The sequence below is a fragment of the Salinivibrio sp. VGrn1 genome, from assembly GCF_009377995.1.
In the GTDB taxonomy this organism is placed as follows: Bacteria; Pseudomonadota; Gammaproteobacteria; order Enterobacterales; family Vibrionaceae; genus Salinivibrio; species Salinivibrio siamensis.
In genome coordinates this window covers 19,687-35,450 of record NZ_SATA01000003.1, presented here as the reverse complement: position 1 = coordinate 35,450, position 15,764 = coordinate 19,687, and the positions used below count along the sequence as shown (strand labels likewise).

Annotated in this window: 16 protein-coding genes; 7 read left to right on the top strand and 9 right to left on the bottom strand. The window is 49.7% G+C overall.

The genetic code is table 11. The annotated features are described in order from the left end of the window. Position 1: 1 nt before the first annotated feature. From nqrF to bolA, 7 genes are all read right to left on the bottom strand, one after another. Positions 2-1,225: an NADH:ubiquinone reductase (Na(+)-transporting) subunit F gene (gene nqrF / locus EHW56_RS05810; protein ID WP_077668158.1), complete on the bottom strand. Its 1,224-nt coding sequence runs from the start codon at positions 1,223-1,225 to the stop codon at positions 2-4. A 31-nt stretch (positions 1,226-1,256) separates the two neighbouring features. Continuing rightward, positions 1,257-1,853: an NADH:ubiquinone reductase (Na(+)-transporting) subunit E gene (nqrE, locus tag EHW56_RS05805; protein WP_046073752.1), complete on the bottom strand. Its 597-nt coding sequence runs from the start codon at positions 1,851-1,853 to the stop codon at positions 1,257-1,259. Positions 1,854-1,859: 6 nt separating this feature from the next. Next, entirely contained in the window at positions 1,860-2,492 is a 633-nt protein-coding gene (locus EHW56_RS05800) for an NADH:ubiquinone reductase (Na(+)-transporting) subunit D (RefSeq protein WP_046073753.1), read from the bottom strand. Further along, positions 2,485-3,288, bottom strand: coding sequence for a Na(+)-translocating NADH-quinone reductase subunit C (locus EHW56_RS05795; RefSeq protein WP_152796827.1), 804 nt, complete (start codon positions 3,286-3,288; stop codon positions 2,485-2,487). Before EHW56_RS05795 ends, EHW56_RS05800 begins: the two co-directional genes overlap by 8 nt. Then, positions 3,278-4,519: an NADH:ubiquinone reductase (Na(+)-transporting) subunit B gene (locus EHW56_RS05790; RefSeq protein WP_152796826.1), complete on the bottom strand. Its 1,242-nt coding sequence runs from the start codon at positions 4,517-4,519 to the stop codon at positions 3,278-3,280. The genes EHW56_RS05795 and EHW56_RS05790 overlap by 11 nt, the downstream gene beginning before the upstream one ends. 3 nt (positions 4,520-4,522) lie before the next feature. Next, the gene (locus EHW56_RS05785; protein ID WP_152796825.1) at positions 4,523-5,863 is read right to left on the bottom strand and encodes a Na(+)-translocating NADH-quinone reductase subunit A; all 1,341 of its coding nucleotides are present in this window, start codon (positions 5,861-5,863) and stop codon (positions 4,523-4,525) included. A gap of 419 nt (positions 5,864-6,282) precedes the next feature. Continuing rightward, positions 6,283-6,594: a transcriptional regulator BolA gene (bolA, locus tag EHW56_RS05780; RefSeq protein ID WP_152796824.1), complete on the bottom strand. Its 312-nt coding sequence runs from the start codon at positions 6,592-6,594 to the stop codon at positions 6,283-6,285. Positions 6,595-6,769: 175 nt separating this feature from the next. Between bolA and EHW56_RS05775 the strand changes: the two genes are divergently transcribed. From EHW56_RS05775 to EHW56_RS05745, 7 genes are all read left to right on the top strand, one after another. Continuing rightward, positions 6,770-7,912 (top strand): methyltransferase, encoded by a 1,143-nt coding sequence (locus EHW56_RS05775; RefSeq protein WP_152796823.1) that lies wholly within the window; start codon positions 6,770-6,772, stop codon positions 7,910-7,912. 19 nt (positions 7,913-7,931) lie between these two features. Further along, positions 7,932-8,501 carry a YajG family lipoprotein gene (locus tag EHW56_RS05770; protein WP_046073758.1) on the top strand — a complete coding sequence of 190 codons (570 nt, stop codon included), beginning with the start codon at positions 7,932-7,934 and terminating at the stop codon, positions 8,499-8,501. Between the two features lie 2 nt (positions 8,502-8,503). Continuing rightward, positions 8,504-9,064, top strand: coding sequence for a peptidylprolyl isomerase (locus EHW56_RS05765; RefSeq protein WP_152796822.1), 561 nt, complete (start codon positions 8,504-8,506; stop codon positions 9,062-9,064). Positions 9,065-9,085: 21 nt separating this feature from the next. Further along, a complete protein-coding gene (locus EHW56_RS05760) occupies positions 9,086-10,480 on the top strand; it encodes an MFS transporter (RefSeq protein WP_152796821.1) in 1,395 nt (464 codons plus the stop codon). A gap of 221 nt (positions 10,481-10,701) precedes the next feature. After that, positions 10,702-11,535, top strand: a complete 834-nt coding sequence (locus EHW56_RS05755) for an outer membrane protein OmpK (RefSeq protein WP_152796819.1) — start codon at positions 10,702-10,704, stop codon at positions 11,533-11,535. An 88-nt stretch (positions 11,536-11,623) separates the two neighbouring features. Beyond that, a complete protein-coding gene (locus tag EHW56_RS05750) occupies positions 11,624-12,514 on the top strand; it encodes a 2-dehydropantoate 2-reductase (RefSeq protein ID WP_152796817.1) in 891 nt (296 codons plus the stop codon). Beyond that, positions 12,511-13,116 (top strand): DJ-1 family glyoxalase III, encoded by a 606-nt coding sequence (locus tag EHW56_RS05745; protein ID WP_152796815.1) that lies wholly within the window; start codon positions 12,511-12,513, stop codon positions 13,114-13,116. Before EHW56_RS05750 ends, EHW56_RS05745 begins: the two co-directional genes overlap by 4 nt. 69 nt (positions 13,117-13,185) lie before the next feature. On the opposite strand, the gene thiI is transcribed toward EHW56_RS05745, so the two are convergent. After that, a complete protein-coding gene (thiI, locus tag EHW56_RS05740; protein WP_152796813.1) occupies positions 13,186-14,634 on the bottom strand; it encodes a tRNA uracil 4-sulfurtransferase ThiI in 1,449 nt (482 codons plus the stop codon). Positions 14,635-14,782: 148 nt separating this feature from the next. Further along, positions 14,783-15,721: a flagellar motor protein MotB gene (locus EHW56_RS05735; protein ID WP_046073764.1), complete on the bottom strand. Its 939-nt coding sequence runs from the start codon at positions 15,719-15,721 to the stop codon at positions 14,783-14,785. Between the last annotated feature and the right edge of the window lie 43 nt (positions 15,722-15,764).

The window sequence follows — 15,764 nt, the reverse complement described above, 5'->3', positions numbered from 1 at the left end:
TTTACCCGCCGAAATCATCCAGAAGAATGTTTTCGTCTTCGACACCCAGGTCTTTAAGCAAACCAATCACGGCGGCGTTCATCATCGGCGGCCCACACATGTAATATTCACAATCTTCTGGCGCTTCATGATCTTTCAAGTAGTTTTCATAAAGGACATTGTGAATAAAGCCCGTGTCCCCTTCCCAGTTATCCTCTGGAAGCGGATCCGATAGCGCACAATACCACTCGAAGTTATCGTTTTGCTCTTGGAGCATATCGAAGTCTTCGACATAGAACATTTCTCGCTTAGAGCGCGCACCATACCAGAAGGTGATCTTGCGATCGGTGTTCAGACGCTTAAGCTGGTCAAAGATGTGTGATCGCATTGGCGCCATACCGGCACCACCACCCACAAATACCATCTCCGCATCGGTGTCTTTAGCAAAGAACTCACCGAATGGCCCAGAGATTGTACACTTGTCACCTGGCTTGAGTGACCAAATATAGGACGACATCTGACCTGGTGGCACATCAGGATTACGTGGTGGTGGCGTTGCCACACGCACGTTCAGCATGATAATGCCTTCCTCTTCTGGGTAGTTTGCCATCGAGTATGCACGGATAATCTCTTCATCCACCTTCGACTCATAGCGGAAAAGATTAAACTTCTCCCAGTCTTCACGATATTCTTCAGGAATATCAAAGTCTGAGTATTTGATGTGATGCGGTGGCGCTTCAATCTGAATATAACCGCCAGCTCGGAAGGGAACCGACTCGCCATCAGGGATACGCAGTTTAAGCTCTTTGATGAAGGTGGCTTTGTTATCGTTGGAGATAACTTCACATTCCCACTTCTTCACCCCAAAGATTTCTTCGGGAAGCTCAATTTTCATGTCTTGCTTGACTGCAACCTGACATGAAAGACGCTCACCTTCACGTGCTTCACCTTTGGTGATGTGGTCAAGCTCGGTCGGCAGAATATCACCACCACCTTCTTTGATCTTCACGCGGCACTGACCACATGAACCACCGCCACCACAGGCAGACGATACAAACACACCAGCACCGGCCAGTGCGCCAAGCAGTTTACCGCCTGGCTGAGTAACGATCGCTTTTTCAGGATCGTCATTGATATCAATTGTGACGTCTCCGGTTGGTACCAGCTTGGATTTGGCGAACAAGATCACCAATACCAATGCCAGCACAATCAGAGTAAACATCACTACACCAAGAATAATGTCCATTGACTATTCCTTTTCTCGCAGTTTACCCGGCTTACAGTTGCACACCAGAGAAAGACATAAAGCCCAATGCCATCAGGCCAACAGAGATAAAGGTGATCCCCAATCCCCGCAGTGCTGGCGGCACGTCTGAATACTTCATTTTCTCACGGATACCCGCAAGGGCGACGATGGCTAACATCCAGCCTACCCCAGAGCCAAAGCCGTATACGACTGACTCTGCGAAGTTGTAATCACGCTGTACCATAAATGATACGCCACCAAAGATGGCACAGTTCACCGTAATCAACGGCAGGAAGATACCTAACGCGTTATAAAGTGGCGGGAAGAAGCGATCTAATACCATTTCCAAAATCTGAACCAATGCGGCGATAACACCGATAAAGGTCACAAAGTTGAGGAAGCTAAGATCGATCCCTTTCACCAGTGCATCTTCACGTAGGATCAGGTTATAGACTAAATTGTTAACCGGTACTGCGATAGTCAATACCACCACCACGGCGACACCGAGGCCGAACGCTGTTTTTACCTTCTTGGACACCGCCAAGAACGTACACATGCCGAGGAAGAATGCCAGCGCCATGTTCTCAATAAAGATTGAGCGCACCAGCAGGCTCAAATAATGTTCCATGTGCTGTTACTCCTTCGCTTCAACTTGTTCTGGTTTGAAGGTACGCACAATCCAAATCAAAAAGCCGATTAGGAAGAATGCAGATGGGGCCAATAGCATCATGCCGTTTGGCTGATACCAACCCCCTTCACTGACTACAGGCAGAATAGACACGCCAAAGACAGAGCCTGAGCCCAGAAGCTCGCGGAAGAAGGCAACCGTCATCAGAACGAAACCATAACCTAGTGCGTTACCCAAACCATCGATAAATGACGGCAGCGGCGACGATTTCATCGCATACGCTTCCGCGCGGCCCATCACGATACAGTTGGTAATGATAAGGCCAACAAATACCGATAGCTGCTTGGAAATATCGTAGACAAAGGCTTTGAGTGTCTGGTCAACCACGATAACCAATGACGCGATGATCGCCATTTGCACGATGATACGTACACTGTTAGGAATGTGGTTGCGGATCAGCGATACGAACAAGTTAGACATAGCGGTCACGAACATCACCGCCAAGGTCATAACAAAGGCCGTTTGCATCTGCGTGGTCACCGCCAGTGCCGAACATACACCGAGAACCTGAAGGGCAATCGGGTTATTGTCTAACACCGGCGATAGCAGATTTTTCTTCAGTTCTTTCGCTTCAGCCATTGGTCAGGCCTCCCTCACGAACTTTTGCTAGGAATGGACCAAAGCCCAAATCACCTAGCCAGAAATCAAATTGTTTCTCCACACCGTTACTGGTCAGGGTTGCACCCGATAGCGCATCAATACCGTGTTCACTATCACTCGGTGCACCGCCTTTAACCACCTTGATAGCAGGCTCGCCTTGGTCGTTAAACAGCTTTTTGCCATCCCACTTCGCGCGCCATTTCGGGTTTTCAACTTCGCCACCCAAGCCCGGCGTTTCACCTTGCTCGTAATAGACGATGTCTGCCACCGTATTGCCATCGGGCTCGACCGCAACAAACGCATACATCATGCTCCAAAGACCTGAGCCTTTAACTGGCAAGATGAGACGTTGCAAATCACCTGCGTCGTTTTTCACTAAGTAGATCTTCGCGATATCAGCACGACGGCCAAAACCCGCAATGTTTTCCTTACCACTCAGTTTTCTTGACAATTCAGGGTCTTTGGCGGCTTCACGCTGATCATAGTCAGCGACTTCCTCAACATTCACCGCATCAGCGCTAACAAAGTCGCCTTTTTCTAGGCTAACTAGGCGCGGCTCAATGTACTTGTTGTACGCATCGTTTATCGCACTCTTACCGCCCGACACATCAATGCCGGCGACTGAAAGAATGTTCTTTTGTACGTCTAGCTTTGCGTTCATCTGCTGCAAAGGACGTAGCGCTACCGCTGCACCGGACACCACGATTGAGCACACCAAGCTCAACGCGATAACAACGATCAGCGTTTTCTTAATACTATCGTTACTACTTGCCATTACGAGCCAGTCTCCGTTTGATGTTGCCCTGAATCACCAAGTTATCGAACAAGGGTGCAAACAGGTTAGCGAACAGGATCGCCAGCATCATGCCTTCAGGGTATGCTGGGTTGACCACGCGAATGATCACAGCCATGGCACCGATCAATGCGCCGTACCACCACTTCGCTTTGTTAGTAAACGCGGCTGAAACGGGATCCGTTGCCATAAACATCATGCCGAATGCAAAGCCACCTAGTACCAAGTGCCAGTAAAAAGGCATGCTAAACATTGGGTTAGTGTCGGAACCAATCAGGTTAAACAGGGTTGCCGCAACGGCCATACCCAAGAAGGTACCTAAGATGATGCGCCATGAGGCAATGCGCATATATACCAAGGCCGCACCACCAATCAAGATAGCCAAGGTTGACACTTCACCGATAGAGCCAGGGATATTACCGATAAAGGCGTCCATCCATGACATCGCTTGCCCGGAGACATTATGTTGCAATGCGCCCTCGCCGCCGGCATACCATTGGCTCAGTGCCGTTGCGCCTGAGTAACCGTCTGCAGCAGTCCACACCAAATCGCCAGAGATCTGCGCGGGATAAGCAAAGAACAAGAACGCGCGTCCCGCAAGGGCAGGATTCAAGAAGTTACGTCCGGTTCCCCCGAAAATCTCTTTTGCAACTACCACACCAAAGGTGATACCCAGTGCAGCCTGCCATAATGGAAGAGTTGGCGGCACGATCAACGCAAAGAGAATCGAGGTAACGAAGAAGCCTTCGTTGACTTCATGCTTACGCACGATGCAGAACAGGACTTCCCAGAAACCACCCACAATAAATACGGTGGCATAAATAGGCAGGAAGTAGGTGGCCCCTAGAATGGTTTTGGTTCCCCATCCCGCGGCGGCTAGCGGCCCCGCAATCGACTCGGTGAGCCAATAATGCCAGTTACCACTGATCACCTGTGCCAGTTGGTCACCAGAATACAAGTCCATCAATCCCATGATGGCTTGGTTACCTGTGTTATACATGCCCCAGAACATCGCGGGGAACACAGCAAACCACACCATGATCATGATGCGTTTCAAATCGATGCTGTCACGCACGTGAGCGCCGGCTTTGGTCACCATACCCGGGGTGTACAAAATGGTGGCAACCGCTTCGTACAGGGCAAACCATTTTTCATGTTTGCCACCTGGCTCAAAGTGTGGCTCGATTTGCTCTAGAAAATTTTTAAGGCTCATCAGTTACCCTTCCTTCTCAATCTTTTCTAGGCTTTCGCGGAGCATTGGTCCGTATTCGTACTTGCCTGGACAGACAAAGGTACAAAGGGCCAAATCCTCAGGATCTAACTCCAGCGCGCCCAGCTGTTGCATGCTATCTGTATCGCCAGCACAGATATCACGCAGCAGCATTGTTGGCTCGATATCTAGTGGCATTACTCGCTCATAATTACCGATTGGTACCATGGAACGATCACTGCCATTGGTCGAGGTGGTCAAATTGAAAAGTTGGCCTTTGAATAGGTGACCAAGGTAAGCACGCGTCACTGAGAAACGGTTTTTACCTGGCGACAACCAACCAAACAGCTCTTTCTCATTGCCTTCGCGCAATACAGAGACTTGCAAGTGGAAGCGACCCAAATAAGCATGTGGGCCAGACGCTTTTGTCCCCGACAGCACAGAGCCAGAGATAACACGGCTTTCACCCGCCATTAGCTCGCCTTCAGTCAGCTCATCAAGGTTCGCGCCTAACTGCGTGCGCACCAAGCGTGGCTTGTTAACCATCGGACCGGCCAATGACACCACACGATCAGTGTTGATTTCACCGGTAAGGAACAAGTGGCCGAACGCTATCACATCTTGGAAATTAAGATGCCACACCTTTTTCTCCATGCTTGCTGAGCGCAAGTGGTGGATATGGGTGCCCACTAAGCCTGCTGGGTGAGGACCAGCGAAGACATGTTGTTCAACGTTAGGTTGCTGACTGGTAGGTAACTCAACATCCGCCTTACAGACAAACACTTTTTTGTCAGTTAAACGGGAGAGTACATCAAGACCTGCGATGAAGGCCTCTTTTTGCTCATCAATGATCACTTTCGGATCCGCGGCGAGCGGATTAGTGTCCATCGCATTAACAAAAATGGCTTCCGGCACCGCATCAATAGCGGGTGAACGGCTGAACGGACGTGTACGGAGCGCGGTCCACATACCCGACTCAACCAATTGATCAACCACCGCTTGACGCTCAATGGAGGCCAATTGCGAGGCTTCGTACTTGTTGAATGTCACTTGCTCGTTGCCATCGACTTCAATGACGACAGACTGAAGAACACGTTTGGCACCGCGGTTGACTTCAACCACTTTACCGGCTGCGGGAGCAGTAAATATCACACCAGGGTTTTTCTTATCTTCGAAAAGGCCCTGGCCTTTTTTCACCACATCACCCACTCGCACATGCATAGTGGGGCGCATTCCAACGTACTCTTCGCCAAGCAAGGCGACTTTCTTGACGGCTGGGCCATCATTTATCACCTGAGCAGGAGTCCCAGCAATGGGGATATCCAAACCCTTTTTTATTGTAATCATACGCACTTGCACTACATTAACGGGAAAAAGAATTCTGTTATTGCGCAGTTAAAGACACGACTTTCGACTGTATGGTGGCCTGAGGGCGCACCGTCGCAACATCCTGCTAACCATGACGTTACACAAAGGTAGCCTAGGTTAGTCTTTAAGCACGGCATTCTATCACTAACCCCAGTATTGATTCTATGGGTATTGTCACCAGGGCGTGGCAATTATGCATACCTGTACAAACAATGCTCGTTGTAAGCTCACAGTTTTACTGTTGTTATTTTGCTCGCTTTAAGGTTAGGGTACCCAACCTCAAGCCGTTGGCGTTGTGTGCCAAGCGACGCATTGATAGGCACGCCAACGACGACTTTATGTAAGAATTTGTTGCCATAACGTGAAGAATCAACACGCCTAAGCACATTGGCTAACTCTTATTTCAAACCACCACCGCGACATGCGGGTGAGTCTGGTGCATGTGCTTGCTCTTGCCACTCTTCTGGGGTGTAAGTGTGAATGGCCAATGCATGAATATCATCAGCAAGCTCGTCCGCCAAAGTGGTATTGATAGCACGATGACGCTGTATTAAACGCTTACCTTCAAACTCATCTGATACCACGACAACCTTAAAGTGGCTCTCTGCCCCTTCAGGTACGTTATGCATGTAGCTTTCATTGCGGACATCAAGATGAACAGGCGCAAAAGCCTGGGTCAGTTTCTCTGTAATTTGCGTTTGAGTTTTCATGGCTTCCCCAACCGATTAAGGGCAAGTTGCCCAGATCTTAGTCGTTATCGATAAAATTGCGAATTCAATAGCCTGATCACGCCATCATTAATGGCATACGCACCGAGTTTGAATTGCAGTTGTGGTGTGAGTGCGACAATATACGCAGTCTGTGACCTCCGACGCAAACGCTCCCATGAAAACAGAACTTGCAACCCCAAGCGGCGAATCTCCCCTGACACTACACCGCTACCCGCGCCGAAAAAATGAAACGCTCCAGGCCTTTGATGCGGCAGATGAATATATCATTGAGCACGCTAGCACCTGGCAACTTGAGGCCGGCGATCGAGTTTTAATTCTCAATGATCAATTTGGCGCGTTGAGTTGTTGGGCAAGCGCGCTGGGTTGTGACGTGGTCTCCGTCAGCGACTCCGTGGTGTCACAAAAAGCAACCCTCGAAAATCTCCGCCAAAACCAGCTTCCACACATTGAGCTGGTAAAGAGTACGGAACCACTGCCTAAACGGTTTGATGCGGTGCTCATGCGGGTGCCTAAAAGCAGTAAAATGTTGGCATGGCAACTTCAGCAACTGGCTTCTGTGACGACACCGGCCACACGCATCCTCGCCGGTGCCAAGGCAAAAGAGATCCATACCTCTACGCTGAATCAGTTTGAGCACTGGCTTGGGGCAACCACCACCTCGTTGGCAAAGAAAAAAGCGCGCTTGATTTTTGTTACCGCTAACGCCCAGACTCAAAAGCCAACCGAGCCACTTAGCTATGTCGATGTGCCTGAGTTTTCGATGCGCTTGGCTAATTGGCCCAATGTTTTTTCCGCCAAAAAGCTGGATATCGCGGCTTACTTAATGCTTCCGCAAATCCCAAGTTCGCGCGACGAAAGAAAAATAGTGGATTTAGGCTGTGGTAATGGTGTGCTTGCCCTGCAGGCGGCACGTACCAACCCACAGGCATACATTTATGCGGTCGATGAAAGCCATATGGCCGTCGCCAGCGCAAAACACAACCTTGAAAGCCATGGTATTGACGCGCGCCGTTTCCAATGTGAAGCGCGAGATTGCCTTACCGGTTTTGAACCCACAGATATTGACCTAGTGTTATGTAATCCACCCTTTCACCAGCAACAAACCATCACTGATCACATTGCTTGGCAAATGTTTTGTGACGCAAAACGTGTTCTGACCACGAATGGTGCGCTTTTAGTCATTGGCAATCGTCATCTTGGCTATCATACTAAGCTAAAACGTCTTTTTGGTAACGTGACTGTCGTTGCGTCAAATAAAAAATTCGTTATTCTCAAGGCAGTCAACGCCCAATTTTAACAAAAGGATGCTGAACCCCATGAAGAAACTGATTATTGCCGCCGCTGTGCTAGTCCTAGCGGGCTGCTCAACACCTCGCGAGCCACAACTAACGATTGCACCGTCTCCAGCGTCATCCAATCAGCAACAGGTCAACAATCTTCCTGTGGTGGTAAAGAGTAAGGACTTACGGACGGCTCAATTCGTCGCGGTGATTGATAGCGGTCGCTCCAATGTCAAACCTTTGCACGCCAGCCAAAACTTGCGCGTGGTTCTTGAAGACACACTTTCACGCCAGCTTTCTGCACAAGGGTTCCGCGTCGTGGCAAACGGCCCTGGCATGTTACGTTTAGATATTCTCGACGCGTTAGTTCGTGTAAAACACACGGTGTTTAAACACGATATGGAAGCGTCCGTACAGCTGCAGCTGGTCGCTGAATCGCCCGATGGCCGCTTTGTAAAACGTTATACCGGCAAATCAACCCAAAGTGGCGTCAGCAGCGCTTCGCCCGATGACATCGAAATGGCATTAAACAACCTGCTGGAAGCTGTCTTGCAGGACATTGCCAATGATGAGCAGCTACTTGATCACATGAAAGCGCACTTTTAATCATGAAAGTACGTACACTTTTATGGGTACTTGCACTGGCGGTTGCGCCAGTGCAGGCCAATGTGATGGTAGCCGTTGAAACAACCCAAGGAGACTTTGTCTTGCAACTTAATGAGGACAAAGCCCCCGAGACGGTCAGCAACTTTTTACGCTATGTCGAGGATGGCAGTTACATCGGCACCCAATTTCATCGGGTGATCCCACGTTTTGTCGTACAAGGAGGCGGATTTGATAAAGACCTCAATCGCCGTCCATCCTATGAGCCAGTCGATAATGAGTCGCGTAATGGCCTGCGTAACCGTCGCGCGACTATCGCGATGGCCAGAACCCAAGATCCGGACTCTGCCACCCGCCAGTTTTACATCAATGTCAGTGATAATGGCTTTTTAGATGCAACCCCCAATAAGCTGGGGTATACCGTGTTTGGCCGCGTGGTGGAAGGATTTAACACTATCTTGACCATGACCGAGCAGCCAACCGTTACTATCCCCAGCAAACGGATGCAAGATGTGCCGCAGCAACCGATTATTATTACCGCTATCGACAGTGTGTCGTCACCCTAGTATTCATGTAGGCCCTTTGCTATGCAGTCATCCAAGCTAAAAACGACCTTGGCGGCCTACGCCGACCGTCGCCTGCTCTTTGTTTTTTTAATGGGGTGCTGTAGTGGTTTCCCTTGGGTATTAATTGGCTCCAACTTAAATGGTTGGCTGGCCGATGAGGGGTTATCGCGCACGGCTATTGGCCTTTTTGGCTCTGTGTTTGTCCTTTACGCCGTTAACTTTTTGTGGGCCCCCCTGCTTGATAGGCTTAAGATCCCAGTATTGAATGAGAAGCTCGGCCATCGCCGCAGCTGGATTGTGGTGACACAATCATTGATGCTTTTAGCCACCTTGGCCTTGTCTCGCGTTAACATGCAAGGCCTGCAAGCGATCGACCCATGGGTCACCACCCTTGTACTTTCGTCGCTGATTTTTTCTATCGCCCTCGCATCAGCCACGCAAGATATCGCCATTGATGCCTTCCGTATCGATAACTTCGCCGAGCACGAAACCGAGAAGTTTCCGCTCGCCTCGGCCATGTCGGTCATTGGTTGGTGGACAGGTTATTCCGTGCCTGGCTATATCGGTTTTATTAATGCCGATGCCATGGGGTGGAACCAAGTTTATGTGATTATGGCCGGCTTTGTCGGCTTAATGATCTTGGCTACCCTGTATGTCAAAGAGCCTGTCAGTGATCGCGAACAGCGCCAAGACAAGGCCACCAAACATTACCTCAATCAAGGCTATAGTGGCTTCCAAGCTTGGTTTGCCGTTACCGTCGTGGAACCTTTTGCCGAATTCTTTCGTCGCAACGGTATCAATGTGGCACTCACGCTGTTGTTGTTTGTGTTTTTGTTCAAATTGGGCGAAGCCTTTCTCGGCCGTATGTCGATTGTGTTTTACAAAGATGTCGGCTTTACTAATGAGCAAATTGGCTATTACTCCAAGCTGGTCGGCTGGGGACTCACTGTGATCTACACCCTGATTGGCAGCTACATTAATCTGCGCTTTGGCGTGATTAAAGGCCTATTTATTGGCGGTGTCGCCATGGCATCCAGCAACTTAATGTTCGCGTGGATTGCGATGGTCGGCCCCAACGAGCATCTGCTACTGGGTGCCATCTTGGTAGACAACTTTACCTCCGCGTTTGCCACCATTGCGTTTGTCTCCTTTTTAACCTTCTTAACCGGTCGCGCGTTCTCAGCTACCCAATATGCGCTGCTCGCGTCCTTGGGGAACTTAGGTCGCACCACAGTCGCGTCATTCAGTGGCATGATGGTCGACTGGCTCGATAGCTGGTCAACATTTTTCGTAATAACTGCGTTAATGGTGATCCCGGGACTGGTCATGCTGATCTATATTGGCAGGCACTTTCGCCAACCTCCGTCACAAAATGATAAGCGTGCTGGACATTGCCTAGATTCCCGTCGCGACTAACCCCGACATATCACAGTGGAGTGCAAAATTTTGTACGACGCTGTGAGTGTTTTAGTAACAAAGATCACATAAAACTGTCATGCAACGCTTTACAACTTGCCGCGGATCACAGCCTATTTTTGTGTCTATGTTTATTACATTCTTTATAGTGAACTTAATCAATATACTGCCTCTGTCCAATGCGCACTGCGCAACAACAAGACCCAGCAGAGGCAGTCACTATGAAAAAATCCCTACTCGCACTCGCCGTTATCGCCGCCAGCGGTGTATCCGTTGCCAACGCCGCCGATTACTCGGATGACATTTACAAAAATGATCATAAATGGCTTCAGTTTAATGCCATGTATGCCATTAACGAAAAGCCGCAATTTGGTGATGACACCGATAAAGACCATAACTATCTCGAGATGGAGTTTGGCGGCCGAAAGGGGGTGGTCGAGCTCTATGGTTATGTGGATATTTTTGACTTGGCAGAGAGCGACAGCGACAACAACAACAAAAAAGGTGCAGATAAAACCTTTATGAAGTTGGCACCGCGCTTCTCAATTGATGGCATCACCGGGCAAGATTTGTCATTTGGCCCGGTACAAGAAGTCTACTTCTCGACTCTGTTTAACTGGGGGGGCGGAAATAGCGGTGAAAACGAGGCTCCTAGCACTAATAACTCGTTCTGGGGTATCGGTGCCGATGTTGAGCTACCTTGGTTTGGCAAAGTGGGCATGAACCTTTATGGCTTGTATGACATCAATAAAAAAGATTGGAATGGCTATCAGTTCTCGACTAACTGGTTTAAACCTTTCCACTTTTTCGACAATGGCAGCTTCCTGTCGTACCAAGGTTATATCGATTACCAATTCGGTGCTGACGATACCTTTAAAGGCAGCAGTCAGGCGACCCATGGCGGTGCGATGTTTAACGGCCTGTACTGGCACTCAGACAACTACGCCCTTGGTTACGGCCTAAAAGCGTACAATGACGTCTACTTAATTGAAGATGCCGGTACAACTGAAAGCTCGGGTATTTCTCACTACCTTAGCGCGACCTACAAGTTCTAATCTATCCAGCGCCGGTCCCTGCCGGCGCTTTGCTCCCTGCTCTATATTGTCTGTGATACACTGGCCTTTTCATCGATAGGCAAGTGTCATGCGGATCACCTTGATAGGCGCTGGTGCGATCGGCACCTTATGGGCGGTAAAATTAAGCCAAGCGGGTCATCACGTTCATCTTATCACCCGCGATAGCGCTCATCAGCGAGAGCTCAACCTGGACGGCGCCTCCCTTACCTTGCCCGCCAATCAACCAGGCTTACTTCGATACAGTGATCTTTGGCTGGTATGCACCAAAGCCTATGACGTGCAAGCAGCCTTAACCCCGTGCTTTACTCATCTTGAGCCGGAGACCATGGTGATGTTGATGCATAACGGCATGGGACCGCATCAATGGCTCATTGATTCTCTACCAGCCAGCCAACCGCTGCTACTTGCAACCACCTCACAAGGTGTATTTCGTGCTGAAACAGGCGAGTATCAACACACGGGCAATGGCCCCACGGCGCTCGGAGCAGGTAACAAAGCCGGTGAAGCCTGCCAGTTTCTCGCCGATGTGTTGGATCATACCTTGCCGACAGCAACTTGGCAGACCAATATCATTGAATCGCTATGGTATAAACTGGCAGTCAATAGCGTCATCAATCCGCTCACCGCCTTACACGGGATCAAAAACGGTGAGCTGCTCAAGCTTGATTATGAGCCAATCATTGATGCGCTGTGCCAAGAGTTGGCCACTGTAATGCGAGCAGAGCGGATCCTTGCCTCTGCCACCGAAGTACGTCAACGTGTGGAAACAGTCGCCAAGGCAACCGCAGACAACTACTCTTCAATGAATCGGGATGTGTTTTATCAGCGCTCCACAGAGCTGGAATACATTACAGGCTATGTGTTACAACGGGCACAGGCACACCAGATCTCAACCCCACACCACCAGCAGCTTTATCAAGCCATGCAACAAGCACAAAGGAATAAGGAATCATCATGAGTGACAAACGCATCCTGATTTGTATTGCTAACGGCACTGAAGAAATGGAAGCCGTGACCGCCATTGATGTCATGAAGCGCGCCAGCTTTAACGTCACTGTGGCCAGTGCTGATCCGGATGGCGCGCTGACGCTAACCTGCTCGCGTGGTGTGAAGCTAGTTTGCGACGCGGCGCTGGCGATGGTGGCCGATCAACCATTTGACTGTGTGATCTTACCCGGAGGGGTTGAAGGCGCGCAGTGTTTGGGGGATAGCAACCTTGTGACTGAAATGGTTAAACAACAACAGAGCGACAATGCGTGGGTGGCAGCCATTTGTGCCGCACCAGCTTTGGTGCTACAACGCCACCAGCTATTCCCACAGTCACACATGAGTTGTCACCCGAGCGTTAGCGATCAGATCCCAGAGCAATGGCTAAGCCGCCGCCGCGTGATGACCGATTATGACCACCGTTTAATTACCAGTCAGGGGCCAGGCTCGGCAATGGAGTTCGCGATTGAAATCGTTTACGTGCTGGGCGGCAAAGCCTTGGCATGGCAAGTCGCGGAGCCGATGATACCTCTGCCTCAACTGCATTATGAGAAAAAGTTTACAGAAGGCTAGGCTCATGCAAGGCTCAAACGTAAACAGGCAGCCAAATGGCTGCCTGTTTTTATTGCGGCAAAACCTGCGTTACACCCGATACACTTTGACATTCTCAAAGCCCATATCTTTAAGATACAGCGCCTGCAAGCGACTCATCACGCCTCGCTCGCAATAGAGCAAATAGGTTTTCGTTTGGTCAAGGTCGCCAAACTGGGTCGCCAGTTTAAAGAAGGGAATATGCACGACATCGACGCCTTCAATCTCAAGAGGCTTATCTTCTTGCTCTTCACGGCTGCGAATATCAAGCACGACCGCGCCGTTCTCTACCTCATTAACCAGCTCCGCTTCCGGCGCTTTTTCTTGGCTCAATGCTTCGATATCACGGATATCCATCACAGTGGCGTTATCAACCACTTGTTCTAGCAAGCTAAAATCAAATTTGGTTTCTTCGTGTTCCAGCTTAGCTTTTTCGGCTTTCACCGTTGGCTTTTTGGAAATCACGCCACAATACTCAGGCATGGTCTTGGCGAAATCTTCCGTACCAATTTTACGCGCCGTTTGAATAATGTCTTCTTTGTCCCAATTAATCAGTGGACGCAAAATCAAGCTATCGGTGACATTATCAATCATGCGAAGGTTGGTCAGTGTTTGGCTCGACACCTGTCCTAACGCCTCACCGGTCACCAGTGCCTGAATACCAAACCGTTTGGCCACCATGGCCGCCGCACGCATAAACATACGCTTAAGCACCACGCCCATTTGCGCGTTATCGATATTTTCCAGGATGTTGTTAACAACTGGCTCAAAATCAATCGAAATAAACTTCACTTTGGCCGACGAGCCAAATTTATTCCATAGGTAATGAGACACCTGCTGCACACCCGTTTCATGCGATTTTCCGCCTAGATTAAAGAAACAGTAGTGCACTTTACTGCCGCGTTTAATGTGTAAATAACTGGAAACGCCTGAATCGAACCCGCCAGAGATCAAGCTCAATACATCTTCTTGTGTACCGAGCGGAAAGCCCCCCAAGCCTGCGTGACGATGTTTCACCACGTTGAGCTTGTCGTGGTCCACTTCCATCATCACGGTGATATCCGGTTTTTTCAGTTGCACGCTGGCCGACGGGACGGCTTGGTTTAATCCGCCACCGACATAGCGCTCAAGATCGATAGAGGTAAAGTCATGCTGCCCACGACGCTTAGCGCGCACACAAAAGGTTTTGCCTTCGATTTGATGACGTACGCCCGCCAAAGTGAGCTCATAGATATGATGTAAATCGTTAAACAGGGTTTGCTCAACCTCAAGCACGGTTTGCACGCCTGGTGTGTTGCTCAGCACATCCAAAACCAATTGGCGCTCGTTAGGTTGTTTTAACGTCACCTCAATGTGATCCCGACGGTTATATACCGCCGTATTATCAGTCCGACGCTTTAAAATATTACGAATATTGCACTCGAGGATTTTTGTAAAACGCTTTCTGACTGACTCACTTTTGACGATCACCTCAGGGTGAATTTTAACGATAAACTTCATAACCGGTTCGATACAGCTGGAAACAAGGCCGCGGATTATACAATAACCAGGCTGCTGCTGAAACCGGGTATTTTTGCGTCGCTAAAAAGTGGGAGTGACCGGTGACAACTTGCCCTATCAGACAGTCAGTTATCACCGGGATAGGCCGCTAGGGGGCATTGGGAGCCGCGTTCTCGGTAGAGATTTCATCCGAATAGGTGGGTTTTCCTTGGATCACAGCAATTTCCACGCGTCGGTTAGATGCACGGTTTTCCGGTGAGTTGTTCGGGGCACGCGGCTTGGTATCCGCCAGGCCTTCCACTTTCATCCTTAAATGGTTAAAACCAGGCACTTTCTCCATCTCTTGTGCCACTGACACCGCACGCTGTGCGGAGAGATCCCAATTGGATCGGTACAGCTCTGACTCCAAAGGTGTGCTGTCGGTATGTCCTGAGACTTTTATTTCCCCCGGCACGTCTTTTACCAGTTGCGCGATTTGACGCACCATTGGGCGGAACTTAGGCTGCAGAAACGCCGAGTTTTGTGGAAACGCCCCTTTTTCGCGGATCCTTATCACCAACTGTTGCCCTAAATTCTCTACTTCAACCGCGCCTTCATCGATTTCGCGTTGCAACGCCTGCATCAACGCCTTTTGCAGCTGCTCAAGTTGCTGCTGCATTCGCTGCTGCTCCAATTGTGACGCCACTTGGGCGCTGGTGCCGCCTTCCTTATCTGATGTATTGCGTTGGGAGCCGCCCGACCGATCATCTTCGCCCTCTTGAAAGTCCAAGGTGCGCTGCGTCATATCAATGGTTTGCTGCATGATGACTTCAATCGGTGTCGGCTCTGGGCGTCCCGGACGGAACTCCTGGGCAATCACACTGGTCCCTTTGGGAATGTCTTTCACCTCAAGGACATTTTGTACCCCGAAAGCGAACTTCATCGAACCGGCAATTTGCTTAAACTTAAGCACATCCATCTCTGAAAATGACAACAGAAGGACGAAAAAGCACATAAGAAGCGACATCAAGTCCGCAAACGTCCCCATCCACGGCGGTAAGCCGGGAGGCGGACATTTGCATTCCTCTTCTTCTTGTTGTTGTGCCATGAAGACTCCTTAATTGGCGCTCGCTGAAGCCAAAACCTCAGTC

Coding starts and splice junctions, on each gene's coding strand:
- nqrF (WP_077668158.1), bottom strand. CDS start 1,225: ATGGACATTATTCTTGGTGTAGTGATGTTTACTCTGATTGTGCTGGCA.
- nqrE (WP_046073752.1), bottom strand. CDS start 1,853: ATGGAACATTATTTGAGCCTGCTGGTGCGCTCAATCTTTATTGAGAAC.
- EHW56_RS05800 (WP_046073753.1), bottom strand. CDS start 2,492: ATGGCTGAAGCGAAAGAACTGAAGAAAAATCTGCTATCGCCGGTGTTA.
- EHW56_RS05795 (WP_152796827.1), bottom strand. CDS start 3,288: ATGGCAAGTAGTAACGATAGTATTAAGAAAACGCTGATCGTTGTTATC.
- EHW56_RS05790 (WP_152796826.1), bottom strand. CDS start 4,519: ATGAGCCTTAAAAATTTTCTAGAGCAAATCGAGCCACACTTTGAGCCA.
- EHW56_RS05785 (WP_152796825.1), bottom strand. CDS start 5,863: ATGATTACAATAAAAAAGGGTTTGGATATCCCCATTGCTGGGACTCCT.
- bolA (WP_152796824.1), bottom strand. CDS start 6,594: ATGAAAACTCAAACGCAAATTACAGAGAAACTGACCCAGGCTTTTGCG.
- EHW56_RS05775 (WP_152796823.1), top strand. CDS start 6,770: ATGAAAACAGAACTTGCAACCCCAAGCGGCGAATCTCCCCTGACACTA.
- EHW56_RS05770 (WP_046073758.1), top strand. CDS start 7,932: ATGAAGAAACTGATTATTGCCGCCGCTGTGCTAGTCCTAGCGGGCTGC.
- EHW56_RS05765 (WP_152796822.1), top strand. CDS start 8,504: ATGAAAGTACGTACACTTTTATGGGTACTTGCACTGGCGGTTGCGCCA.
- EHW56_RS05760 (WP_152796821.1), top strand. CDS start 9,086: ATGCAGTCATCCAAGCTAAAAACGACCTTGGCGGCCTACGCCGACCGT.
- EHW56_RS05755 (WP_152796819.1), top strand. CDS start 10,702: ATGAAAAAATCCCTACTCGCACTCGCCGTTATCGCCGCCAGCGGTGTA.
- EHW56_RS05750 (WP_152796817.1), top strand. CDS start 11,624: ATGCGGATCACCTTGATAGGCGCTGGTGCGATCGGCACCTTATGGGCG.
- EHW56_RS05745 (WP_152796815.1), top strand. CDS start 12,511: ATGAGTGACAAACGCATCCTGATTTGTATTGCTAACGGCACTGAAGAA.
- thiI (WP_152796813.1), bottom strand. CDS start 14,634: ATGAAGTTTATCGTTAAAATTCACCCTGAGGTGATCGTCAAAAGTGAG.
- EHW56_RS05735 (WP_046073764.1), bottom strand. CDS start 15,721: ATGGCACAACAACAAGAAGAAGAGGAATGCAAATGTCCGCCTCCCGGC.